Raw genomic sequence first — 12357 nt, forward strand, 5'->3', positions numbered from 1 at the left:
AAACCTGGGGATGTCCGGTTCGATCATCCGTCAAACCCGATAGCAAATCATCTGCTGCGTTTGGATATCGGATTGCAGGATCAGTTCGCCATCATCCAGGTGAATGACTTTGACCACAGGATCGAATCGCACTGCTTCGGGATCGATTCGGGACAGGGCATTGGGCTGTTGGGCAATCCATTCGGGATGGAACGTGACATCGCTTCGCTCAGGATAAACAGCCGCGTAAAAAATATTGGCCTCGGTCAGGTCATGAAAAAAGTGGGTGCCGAAGGAAAGGTCCGGAATCAGGCTGCCAGCCCGGTAGCTGATCTCGACCAGGGCGGTGATGTGATTGATTTCGGAAAACGTCACCGGAACGCCCATGGCGGGCGTCTGGGTCCCCCATCGGCCCGGCCCCATGAGCATGGTGGCCCGTGTCCGCCGGTCGGCCACCTTGCGGTTGAGTTTTCCGATCAACCGGGCCACGCTGTATTTATCGGATAGGGAAAGGTTTGCATACGGGGACGGATCGACCCAGATGATCGTGCCGACGGGCAGCGATACATTGCCTCCCATGAAATTTCCCTCGGTTTGGATGAAAATGTTTGCCGGGGGAATTTTTTCGGGGATGGCGACCTTCGTTTGCCCGCCAATGGTCTGGAAGGGACGGCACTGCAAGAGGTTGATCTGAATGTCCTGTGCCGCGTTGGTGTTGACGGTGAATTCCACCTCCACCGGTGTGGCGTAGGCCTGTTCCAGGCGCTTGAGCATACCGGCCATGATCCGGATAAAGGGGGTATGGGTGAAAAAGTGATCAAAGGTCAAGATCCACTGATCCTGGTCCGGCGGCACCCCTTCGCCGGCATAGTGCCGCGATTCGGTATCCCGGACGCCGATGGATTCCAGGTGGATGTCCAGTTGCTTGGCCACGAGATCGCGCAGGGCGGTGGTTTGCAGCTCGTTTTCCTCCAGGTTGAGATAATCCACATAGTGCTGGGAGTATTTTTTCAAGTCCCATAGGCCGCCCAGTGGTTTGACCGATGGCTCGTCCATGGCCACAATGCGCGGATAATCATTCTCGACCCGGTTGACCGCCCTTGTCCCCAGGCCCATGACGAGGCGCAGCATGCCTGCGGCAGGGTCCATGTTTTTCTTCCATACATAGGGGTTGTGTGAAAGACCAACACCGGCCAGCTCGGGAAAGAAGCAGTTTTTGTGGTAAGCTCCCGAAACGCGCTGGACAAGGATCGCCATTTGCTCGTCCATCTGATCGAGGCCGCGCTGCAACCGGTAGGCCAGGGCATCTTCGTTCAGCGTGCTGGCGAAAATTCGTTTAAGCGCCTCTTCAAAGTTCTCATAGCGCTTGTCGGGTGAGGCCTGGTTGACGCAGAAAAAGCTATCGTACTTGCCGGCGAAAGCACTGCCGAAAGCGTCTTCCAGGAGGCTGCTGGAGCGTACGATGATCGGAGACTGGCCAAAGTACTCGAGCATGAGCTGGAACCGCTCGCGGATGCTTTCGGGGAAGCGGCCTTCCAGAATGTTGGCCTTCAGCTCGGCCGCCTTGGTAAAAAAACCCTCCCGGGTTTTGTGAGCCATGAAAAGCTTCCACCAGCCGTTTTGAACGATATAGGAATAGAAAACATCCGAGCCGATATAAAACGAGTCATGGTGCTCGAGTATTTCCGCCCAGTCCAATGCCTGATCCTGCATCAGGATCTTGCGTGACAGGAGCATCCCCAACGCCTTACCGCCGATGAAGCCGGTACCGATCAGCCGCTCCTTGATCTGCAACAAATCCTCGAGAGACATGAAGCGCCGGATTATTTCCAGCACACGCTTATTGCGGCTCAGCACCAGGCGGCTGAGTTGTTCGACTTTGTCCTTCTTCTCGGCGGACGTGGCACCGGATTCCAACAGTTTTTGGGCCTGAATGAAAATACGGTCCCAATAATCCATGATGCGCTGGGCATTAACGGCTTTTTCCCTTAACAGATTGGAAAAGAGCTGGGTCGCTTCTACGCTGTTGATTACCGGCACGAGTTGGTCGCGCGCCTTGATGTGCGGGAAAAACATGGTGGGCGAATACCGGTCCTGGATTTTAATGGGGTGGACGCACAATTTGCGTTGATGGCTGTAAATATCGATGAGCACCTGGGTGGTTTCGCGGATGCGGGCGATGGCCTTGAACGAGTGACAGTTGCGCAAAATCGCGAAATAGGCGATGGTCCTCAATTCATATAGATAGGGGCAGGTTACGAAAAAAAAATTGACGATCATCAGATCGGTGGCCCATTCGTAGAGCAGGTCGGACAGGGAGTCGAAGACATAGAAGATATCCTTGCCTTCGCGGGTGATGATGCTGTGCACTTCAGAGGAAAAGGATTCGAAACCCGCCGCCACGTTAAGGGTGTAAATGCAAAGGTTGGGACGCGGTTCCAAAAGCGGTCCATGACGCCCGAAGCGCATGTAAACCACCCGTTCGTGGTTGGCGATGGCATGGTTGACAAAATTGGAGACCATCTTGCGATAAGAATCGATATTATCCACCTGCCATACCACATTGTCTCCTCGGCGCAGGTGATCGATGATGCAGTCCAGGCTGTTCCAGCCCGTGCTGACATGGGAGTAGTATGCCATGAGGTCAGGGTTCCTTCGTCAGGTGCAACGCCATGGTTCTCACATGATGGGCGACCCTCGAAATGGATCGCCCATCATTCGCTTTTGATGAAAATCAGACTAACCCATAGGCCATCATGGCCTTGGCTACCTTCATGAACCCGGCGGTATTGGCACCGACCACATAATCGCCTTTCCGGCCATAGGCCTCGGCAGCATCGAGGCAGGACTTATGAATGCTTTTCATGATGATCTGAAGGCGCTGGTCCACCTCTTCGCGGGTCCAGGACATCTTGAGGCTGTTCTGGCTCATCTCCAGACCGGACGTGGCCACGCCGCCGGCATTGGCCGCTTTTCCCGGCCCGTAAAGGATGTTGCTTTCCTGAAAGATTTTAATTGCCTCGGGTGTGGAGGGCATGTTGGCCCCCTCGGCCACGCAACGACAACCATTTTCCACCAGGGCAATGGCATTTTCACGGCTGATTTCATTCTGGGTCGCGCAGGGCAGGGCGATATCCACCTTGATTCCCTGCTTACGGATGACGTCCCATACATTCTCACCTTCGAAACAGGGCGTGTCATATTTTTCGGCGTACTCCTTGATGCGGCCGCGGCGGTTGTTTTTCAGGTCCATGAGAAAACAGCACTTCTCGCTGGAGATGCCCTGCTCGTCCACGACGGTCGCGCTGGAATCACATACCGTAACGGCCCGCGCCCCGAGTTGAGTCACTTTTTCCACGGCATACTGGGCCACATTGCCGGCCCCGCTGATGGCCACGACCTTGTCCTTGAAATCCAGCCCCCGGGTGGCCAGCATTTCGGCGGCGAAATAGGCAGTGCCGTACCCGGTGGCTTCGGGGCGAATCAGGCTGCCGCCATATTCGAGTCCCTTGCCGGTCAACACACCGGTATGCTCGTTGCGGATTTTTTTATAGTATCCATACAGATATCCGATTTCCCGGGCACCCACACCGATATCTCCGGCCGGTACGTCGGTCTCGGCGCCGATATGGCGGAACAACTCGCGCATGAAAGCCTGGCAGAAGCGCATGATTTCGTCATCGGACTTTCCCTTGGGATCGAAATCGGACCCGCCTTTGCCGCCCCCCATGGGCAGGGTCGTCAGGGCGTTTTTGAAGACCTGCTCGAAACCGAGAAACTTGATGATACTCAAATTCACGGACGGATGAAAACGCAATCCGCCCTTAAAGGGGCCAATGGCATTGTTGAACTGCACGCGATACCCCCGGTTGACATGCACCTGTCCATTGTCCTCCTTCCATGGCACCCGGAACATGACGGCCCGCTCGGGTTCGACAATTCTATCATAGATTCCCGCCTTGACAAACTCGGGATGACGTTGCGCCGTCGGTTCCAGGGTTTCCAGTACCTCTGTGACAGCCTGCTGAAACTCCTTCTGTTCCATATCCAATTGATTGATCCGTGCGATGGTATCCTGAATTACCGACACAGCCGCTCCTCCTTTTCATAGGTTGGTGATTGATATTCCCAAATAGAATAGTTCCCACTGTTATCAAGGGTGTATATTTTCGTGGGGGTTGTTTTGGCCGGCAGTGCCGGTTGTCGCATACGGTAGTAAAAAAAATCTTTCTCACCGACACCATCCGTACCCTGAAATTCTCGTTCCAATTCAGCCAAGCTGTCGAATCCACTGCCATATAAATCCAATTTGGAAAAATAGGGCTGGGGACTGTGCATATCGGTAACGACTGCAAAATGGGTGGGAAAGTCTGGGTCGCCGATAACCAGCAGATAATTGTCCGTAGACTTAAAAATACTGTAGTGCGGTGGGAAGTCTTGCCGCGCAATGGGCTCGAATTCCTCTTTTAAAATGGTTCCGGCTTCCACAAAATCCATGTCTCTTACCGACAACACGTCCGGGCCTGACAAATAGCCCAGCACATAAAGCGCAATGCTGAAGTTGCTGACCTGCTCATAAATGGGATTTTCCCGGTCGCAAATTTTGCTGACTTCATCGATACGCTCTGCAATGAAACGCCGCTTACGATCCATCGGTACCCCCTTGTTTTGGATTGGTGGGAAAGGCGATCCAGCGCCTTTTTTCTCACGAGCCGTTGGTAATTGATCCGGATCGAGAAATCGATTCATAAGCAAAAGCGATGCCGACTTTTGGACTTTTGCTATAAAATCAATTTGACATTTTGTTTCAGACGGTTACGCATGGCCTGACTTCAACTCAACAACCGTCGACGGTGCTTGCAATGGTGAAATATCAACAATAAAGAGATGACCGGAAAATACCTACACGAAGGCGGAGAGACCCTGATGCCGCGGTTGGAGGGGACCCGGGGTGGGCTGTTCAAAAGTTGATCACGGATGGTGAAATTGCAGCAGACGATCATCGGACCTGCCTGCGGCTCAACCAAAATAAGGCTTTCATTTGGGGTGTGGATTGGCATATAAAATAAAAATCGGTCCAAGGGCGATTGCCCTTATGGGAGCGCCTAATTTTTAAAATAACAGTTTCAGCGATGACAGTCCGTCACCCCAGACAAAAAACAGGCAGCACTCCAAAGCGAAGCAAAGCGGTCGCTGCAAAAGATGCATGCCGGTCGATAGTGATGTCCAGCGCACCGAATGCTTTAGCCGAACGAATCAAAGAGTTGAATTGCCTTTATGGTATTTCAAACCTTCTCGAAAACCAGGATGTGTCCTTATCATGGATCTTGCAACGTGCCGTCGAACTCATCCCGGCTGCTTGGCAGTTTCCGGAATACGCTTGTGCGTGCATCCGCATTGATCGCCAAGAATACATATCGAAAAATTTCAAAAAAACGCGCTTGCACCAGCGTGCGCCAATTATCCTGAACGGCAATGATGTCGGTGACGTTCATGTTTATTATGTTAAAAAACCACCCTTGGGCGACGGAAAAACGTTTCTTGAGGAAGAAGATCGCCTGTTGCGGGCCATCGGAGAACGACTAAGCAAGGTCCTTTGGCTAAAACGCTCCGAAGAGGCACTGAAGGAAAGCGAATCACGCTATCGCGCACTGACCGAACAGGTCGCTGAAGGCGTCGCCTTGGTTCAGGACCATCGCTTCCAGTATGTCAACCCAGCCTTTTGCAAGCTGTTTGACATTGCCTTGGCGGAAGAAATGATTGGTCAAGCGGTGCATCACCCGTCCATCGGAGATGCCGATGACATTGCAATGCTCTACGGATCCATCGGCAAGGTCGATATCGATGCAAAAATTGAGGATGTTCGCCAGATCAACCGGTCAGACAAACGACTGTGGATCCAAGTTTGTCATAGTCCCATCACTTTCCGGAGCAAGCCGGCACTATTGTCGACCTTCAAAGACATCACTGAAATAAAAGAGCAACAATTGGCTGCTCAACGCATGGCAGAGAAGTTGGATGGCGAGAACCGGGTATTGCGGTCCTCATTGAAGGAGCGGTTCCGGTTGGGGGATATACTTGGACGGTCTGCGGCCATGCAGGCGGTATACGAACTGATTTTAAAGGCTGCGGCCACGGATGCCAATGTCGCCATTTTTGGTGAATCCGGGTCTGGAAAAGAGCTGGTGGCCCGTGCCATTCATGATTACAGTGACCGTCAATCCGGGAAATTTGTTGCCGTGAATTGTGGGGCTATCCAGGAATCCCTCTTTGAACGAGAGTTTTTCGGCCATCTCAAGGGGGCTTTTTCCAGCGCTCACGCCGATGCACCCGGATATCTTGACCTGGCCGATGGGGGGACTTTGTTTCTTGATGAAGTCAGCGAATTGACAGTCAATATGCAAGCCACACTCTTGCGGGCCATTGAGGGTGGAGGATATCGTGCTGTCGGTGGGACACAGTCACACAAGGCCGATTTTCGGATCATATCGGCTTCCCAGACCGCACTGGATGACAATGTCAGAAAGGGACTGATGCGCAATGATTTTTACTACCGCATCCAGGTCATCCAAATTCAATTGCCCCCGCTGCGCAAACGCAAACAGGATCTGCCCTTGTTGGTGGAACACTTTCTACGCCAGATGAAAACACCCGCCGGGCTGACAAGAATCCCCGGCCATATCATGGATTTGCTGATTACCCATGACTGGCCGGGCAATGTTCGCGAACTTCGCAACGTCCTGCAACGGTATGTCACCCTTGGCCATCTTGATTTCCTGTCTCCCGATCAAACCGCCGAGTCATTGCCCGCAGATGATGAATTGAATTTGCGTAAAGCAACCCTTGAATTAGAACGTCGGCTCATTTCCAAAGCGCTGGCTCAGGCAGGCGGCAATCGGACCAAGGCTGCCACGTTGCTGGGTATATCGCGCAGAGCGCTCTTTCGGAAAACATCCCAAACTTAATTGAGCCAAAATCGCCCGATACGGGCGATAACGCTCGTTTGCAATATTTAAATATTTATCAAGCTGTTGTGCCAATTCTGTCTAAAATAAGCGGGCGCTTCGTTCCCATCGACAAAACTTGCTTTTCCACCCCACAAATTAAAATACCATTCAAATACAATGGGTTGATTGAATTTTAGCCTGTTGGCACCGCTGTTGCTCTACCATGCAGGCAGTAAAAGCGAAACTTCATAATACATCTGCAAGGAGTACAAGGGATGGAACTGGTCAGAAACAAGGCTTCCGGAAAAATCTTCGTGGTTTTAGATGATGGTGGGGAAAACGAATTCTTATTAGTCACTCCTGAAGGAAAGGTGAGAACTCTCGAAAAACACCTTTTTTCTGCGATTAAGGTTGATGCAAAGACGCCACTTCCAGACCGACGAGTCTCAGCAGCACAGAAGAAAGTTTATACGAGCTACTTCTATGACTGACAACGAGTATCAGCTTTGTCAATCAGGGACAACGCGGCCAATCGATGATCAACTTAACCTATTGATGTAAGGGAGGAGTTTTAAAATGCAACATGATCCATTTGGAAATCTTGTGGATTGGGGTGAGGCTCTGGATCGCTTCGAAGAGCTGGTAGACAGCGGTCGGTTGGCTGAATGTCAACCCGGTCTGATCCGTGTACTACGGTTTAAAGGCAATTGGCGGCTTCGTGAAGAAGTGCTCAAACACGCCGGTGAGATTCAAACACCAACGATAGCGCTGATATCCGAAGTCCTGTCTATCCTGGCTGACGACAATGTCTATTACGATGCCCGGGTCATGGCTGGTGATGCACTCATTGACCTGCTGAAAAATGTCCATGCCGAGAAAACGGATGAAATGGTGTGGGGAGTCAAAAAAGTCGTCGAGAAATTGATGCACACCATACACCCTCCTTTTTTCGACGACGCGTTGAGCCGTGTTCATGAGAAGATCCTCGCTCCCTATGCGCTTGAAAATTGAAACCTTGAAAGAAAAAATCCGGCCCGGAGGCGAATATGAAAAATACATTATCCAATGAAAGCATCAGTACAGAAGAGATCAGGGGACTGTGCATGAATTGCGGTGCCAGGCATCATTGCCGGTTCCCGGACTTTGGCAATAATGTGGTTCACTGTGAAGAATATTATTATTGCTGTCCAAACGAGCATGTAACCTATCGAGAATGTCTTTCATTCGGACAGACACCAAGCCTTGGGATAGACAATTGGATTTAAAGAATATCCGCCGATGGAACAGATAGCGCCATGATGGATCAGGGCAACATCTGATGAATTGTCCTGAAAAAAAATTCAAGCCAAAGGAGCATGAGGTGCCCTATGTTGATTGGAATCCCAAGGGAAATTTTACCCGAAGAGAAAAGAGTCGCCGCCACTCCGGATACAGTGCGCAAATATATCCAGCTGGGTTTTGATGTCGCCGTAGAGACATCCGCTGGAAATGGCATATCCGTGGGGGATGATGAATACGCGATGGCAGGGGCCAGGATCGTCTCCGATCCCGAACTGTTGTTCGCTGAATCCGACATCATCCTCAAAGTCAAACAACCGGTTTTCAACGAACGGATTGACAGGCATGAAGTCAACATGTTGCGTGATGAAAGTATGTTGATCACCTTCCTTCACCCAGCCGCACCAGAGAACCACGATATCGTCAAACGGCTTCGGGATAAAAATGTCACGGCTCTCACCATGGACGGCATCCCGCGCATTCCCCGTGCCCAGCCAATGGATGCCCTGAGTTCGATGAGCACGGTCACCGGTTATAAGTCGGTCATCATGGCGGCCAATCAATTGCAGACCTTCATCCCCATGATCGGAACGGCAATCGGTACGATCAAGCCAGCTCGATTCTTAATTGTTGGTACGGGTGTGGTGGGGCTTCAAGCCATCGCCACGGCCAAACGACTCGGCGGTATTGTTATGGCGATCGATATTCGTAAGGAAGCATGCGTTGAAGCGGAAAGTCTTGGCGCCAAAATCGTTGAGTTCGATATCCCCCAGGAATTGGCGGTTGGGCAGGGGGGATATGCCAGAGCCCTGGAAAACGAATGGCTTGAAATTGAGCAACGGGTCATTGCACCGCATTTTGAGGACGCCGATGTCGTTATCCTGAGCGCGCTGGTACCAGGGGAGATCGCGCCCATTCTGGTTACTGAAAAAATGGTGTCGGACATGAAACCCGGGTCCATAATCATGGACGTGTCCATTGATCAGGGAGGCAATTGTGAAATCACGGAAGCAGGAAAATTCAGCCAACGCATGGGGGTGCATATTTGCGGTATCCAGAATATTCCAGGGAGAATGGCGGTCCATGCAAGCTGGCTGTATGCCACCAATATATATCATTATGTCGAATGTTTATTTAAAAACGGGTTGGATGCGCCCAATCTGAGTGATGAAATCATTCAACGATCTATGGTTACCCACAAGTCAGCCATCCATCATGAAGGTACACTGAAAGCCATGAGTGAAAGTCTGCTGAACTGAGTGGTACCGTGCGCACACCCAAAGTGGTTCGCGCATTAATGAGAGCATTCAATACATGCTTTGATTTGGTCGGTTATACAAGATTAAAGGCAAACCCATGTCCAATTTGATTCTGATGGTAGGTGTGTTTTCAGCATCTTTTTTGATCGGGTATGTTCTCATATCGAGGGTCCCGTCACTTCTACATACACCGTTGATGTCGATGACCAATGCAGTTTCCGCAGTTACCATTTTGGGGGCGCTCTTGTTGTTCTCGGTACCAACCACACCACTGGAAACATGCTTTGGCGCAATCGCTATTCTTTGCGCCAGTTTCAATGTAATCGGCGGCTTTGCCATCACGGATAGAATGCTGAAATTGTTTAAAGCGAAAAGTAGGAATGAATAAAACCCCTTACGGTTAAGTTGTGATGATACCCGTTTTAGATTTTATAGTGATCCTCATCCTTTTCGCAGGGATATGGCTGTTTCGCAAACCTCACCAGGCAAAACTTGGCAACCTGGTGGCGGCGTTTGCATTGTTGGCGGCATTTGTGCTGGTGTTATTTCGGGATCGAATCATGGATACCGGCACCGTCTCCATATCGCTCCTGTGTGGAGCCATCGTTGGATATATCCTTGCCAAAAAAATTGACATGATCCAGATTCCCGCCATGGTGGCGCTCCAGAACGGTACTGGTGGCCTGGCCGCCTTGCTGGTATCGGTCGTAGAACTGATGCGCAGTGGCGTAACGGTTGACCCGATCAAGGGTACATCGGGTGTCATCGGCCTGGTCATCGGGGCGTTGACGTTCAGCGGCAGCATGGTCGCCAGCGCCAGACTGGCCAATAAGATCAGGCAGGCGCCACGCAGTCTGCCCGCAAATCATTTTCTTTCGGCAATAACGATCGGCGCCATGCTGGTTGTCGTTGTTGCATTGTTTTTGGTACCGGAACAGGCGGCCTGGTATCTGTATCTGGTCTTAATTACACTGGCGCTTATCATCGGCGTACTTATCTCGATACGCGTTGGCGGGGCTGATATGCCGGTGATGATTTCCTTCCTCAATTCCATGACCGGATTGGCAGCCGCCCTATGCGGAATGGTTTCAGGAAACCGGTTGTTGATTGTTTTCGGCGCCACGGTAGCGGCATCCGGTACGATCCTTACGTATCTGATGTGCAAAGCCATGAACCGGTATCTATTGAGCGTTTTATTTCCAGTGCCGGCAAAGGCAGACAACACGCTGGAGACCCATCCATCAACCGCATCCGCTTCTTTGTTCGCTTCAGCATCTGAAAATTCGCCGGCAAGCTCAATCAATCCATTTGATCGTGCCGTTCATCTGCTGGAAAATGCCCAAACAATCATCTTTGTGCCGGGCTATGGAATGGCCCTGGCCAAAGCGCAGACGGAAGTCGCAAAGTTAGCAGAACAGCTAATCGTCAAGGGCAAGAATGTCCGATATGCCATTCATCCGGTTGCCGGCAGAATGCCGGGACACATGAACGTCCTGTTGGCCGAAGCCGGTGTCGATTATGACATGCTGGTCGAAATGGACGAGATCAATTCCGAATTCAAAGATACGGATCTGGTTTTGGTTGTCGGGGCTTGTGATGTCGTCAATCCGGCCGCAATCGATGTCGAGGGCACTCCCATATCAGGGATGCCGGTTTTAATGGTGCACCAGTCAAAGCATGTAGTGTGCTGCAATTTTGATGAAAAGCCCGGCTATTCAGGAGTAAACAACCCCTTGTATGAGAGAAACAATACCCTGCTTCTTCCAGGAGACGCCAAATCAACGGTACACCAACTAGTCAGCGCTTTGTAAAAAATGAACAACTTTAAGGGATTCGGACATGGGAAAAGAAAAGACCAATTTAATCAAACGATTGGATATCAAAGAAGTTCACGCGTTGAATGAACGAACAAAGGAGCTGCAATGCGTGTATCGGGTATTCAAATTGTTCAGGGATGCAGACATCCCGCATGAAAGAATCCTTCAACAAGCCTTAGAGAATGAAAAAGCGAAACTTTTCCGCGATGTTCAACGCAAATACGAGAAAATCCTCAGCGGATTCATTCCAATTTGTGCGTCATGTAAGAAAATCAAGGATGAGCAAGGCATTTGGCACCCGCTTGAGATTTATGTGCAGAGTCGAACCGAAGCGACCTTCAGCCATGGGATCTGCCCGGATTGTGTTAAAAAACTATATCCACATTTTCAGAGAAAATGACAACCAGGACGCTTTCTATAAAAATTTAAGATGGATGGAATATAAATATGGCCAGAGACTTTCGTGTCAGGTCAAAGGAGATTGGCGAAAACAGGGCCTTAGCGAACACATAGCACCTTTCGATTTTGAAGACGGTGATCCGACTTTGCAAATCCAAACGGCTTCGGATTGACCTAAATCAATTCCTTGTCTATCATTGTTTGATAGGATGGCATATGATCAACACCAATCAATCGAGGTCGTGATGAATCGACCCCGAACATTCCGGGCCTTTTGTTGCCGGTATTCACAACTTGTATCAGCTTTCTAATAGGAGGCAACCATGAAAGAAAAAACGCAAAAAGACAAAACGGGCCTCTCAAAAACAAAATCTTCAATGAGCCTTCAAAATGAAGTCATCTGTGAGGACGAGGCATGCATCGGCAAGGATGCGGCTGCAGAAAACGCTTCTAACACCGATACGATGAAAACAAAGCATAAATCCAAAAAATCTCCAGGAACGAGTATGGCAATTGGTGGGAAGGTGATTTGTAATGATGATGCCTGCATTGGCGAGGACTGATTCGTCACGCCGCTATCCCGGGAATCTTTGCCGCAGGAGATAGTTGCGGGCCCCCATGGCAGGTGACCAAAGCGGTTGTCGCCGGCCTGAATGCCGCTGATTATGCCAAAAAGCG

Annotated in this window: 12 protein-coding genes; 8 read left to right on the forward strand and 4 right to left on the reverse strand. The window is 50.7% G+C overall.

The features are described 5' to 3' along the window. Nucleotides 1-30: 30 nt before the first annotated feature. The 4 genes from Dvar_RS06680 to Dvar_RS06695 form a co-directional block, all read right to left on the reverse strand. A complete protein-coding gene (locus Dvar_RS06680; protein WP_419660927.1) occupies nt 31-2619 on the reverse strand; it encodes a PEP/pyruvate-binding domain-containing protein in 2589 nt (862 codons plus the stop codon). Between the two features lie 94 nt (nt 2620-2713). Beyond that, nucleotides 2714-4024: an NADP-specific glutamate dehydrogenase gene (gdhA, locus tag Dvar_RS06685; protein ID WP_419664077.1), complete on the reverse strand. Its 1311-nt coding sequence runs from the start codon at nt 4022-4024 to the stop codon at nt 2714-2716. A gap of 35 nt (nt 4025-4059) precedes the next feature. After that, nucleotides 4060-4632 (reverse strand): hypothetical protein, encoded by a 573-nt coding sequence (locus Dvar_RS06690; RefSeq protein WP_419660928.1) that lies wholly within the window; start codon nt 4630-4632, stop codon nt 4060-4062. A 665-nt stretch (nt 4633-5297) separates the two neighbouring features. Continuing rightward, nucleotides 5298-5474 (reverse strand): hypothetical protein, encoded by a 177-nt coding sequence (locus Dvar_RS06695; protein WP_419660929.1) that lies wholly within the window; start codon nt 5472-5474, stop codon nt 5298-5300. Nucleotides 5475-5498: 24 nt separating this feature from the next. Between Dvar_RS06695 and Dvar_RS06700 the strand changes: the two genes are divergently transcribed. The 8 genes from Dvar_RS06700 (at nt 5499) to Dvar_RS06735 (ending at nt 12242) form a co-directional block, all read left to right on the forward strand. Then, nucleotides 5499-6944, forward strand: a complete 1446-nt coding sequence (locus tag Dvar_RS06700) for a sigma-54 interaction domain-containing protein (RefSeq protein WP_419660930.1) — start codon at nt 5499-5501, stop codon at nt 6942-6944. 257 nt (nt 6945-7201) lie between these two features. Next, nucleotides 7202-7417, forward strand: coding sequence for a hypothetical protein (locus Dvar_RS06705; RefSeq protein ID WP_419660931.1), 216 nt, complete (start codon nt 7202-7204; stop codon nt 7415-7417). 85 nt (nt 7418-7502) lie between these two features. Further along, nucleotides 7503-7937 (forward strand): hypothetical protein, encoded by a 435-nt coding sequence (locus tag Dvar_RS06710; protein ID WP_419660932.1) that lies wholly within the window; start codon nt 7503-7505, stop codon nt 7935-7937. Nucleotides 7938-8293: 356 nt separating this feature from the next. Beyond that, complete coding sequence (locus tag Dvar_RS06715) at nt 8294-9463, forward strand: NAD(P) transhydrogenase subunit alpha (RefSeq protein ID WP_419660933.1); 1170 nt, start codon at nt 8294-8296, stop codon at nt 9461-9463. A gap of 115 nt (nt 9464-9578) precedes the next feature. Next, nucleotides 9579-9851 (forward strand): NAD(P) transhydrogenase subunit alpha, encoded by a 273-nt coding sequence (locus Dvar_RS06720; RefSeq protein WP_419664078.1) that lies wholly within the window; start codon nt 9579-9581, stop codon nt 9849-9851. Nucleotides 9852-9873: 22 nt separating this feature from the next. Beyond that, entirely contained in the window at nt 9874-11274 is a 1401-nt protein-coding gene (locus Dvar_RS06725; RefSeq protein ID WP_419660934.1) for an NAD(P)(+) transhydrogenase (Re/Si-specific) subunit beta, read from the forward strand. A gap of 28 nt (nt 11275-11302) precedes the next feature. Next, nucleotides 11303-11680, forward strand: a complete 378-nt coding sequence (locus tag Dvar_RS06730) for a hypothetical protein (RefSeq protein WP_419660935.1) — start codon at nt 11303-11305, stop codon at nt 11678-11680. Between the two features lie 322 nt (nt 11681-12002). Next, on the forward strand, nt 12003-12242 hold the full coding sequence (locus tag Dvar_RS06735) for a hypothetical protein (RefSeq protein WP_419660936.1): 240 nt from the start codon (nt 12003-12005) through the stop codon (nt 12240-12242). Nucleotides 12243-12357: the final 115 nt, after the last annotated feature.

This window comes from Desulfosarcina variabilis str. Montpellier, from assembly GCF_048565275.1.
GTDB lineage: Bacteria > Desulfobacterota > Desulfobacteria > Desulfobacterales > Desulfosarcinaceae > Desulfosarcina > Desulfosarcina variabilis.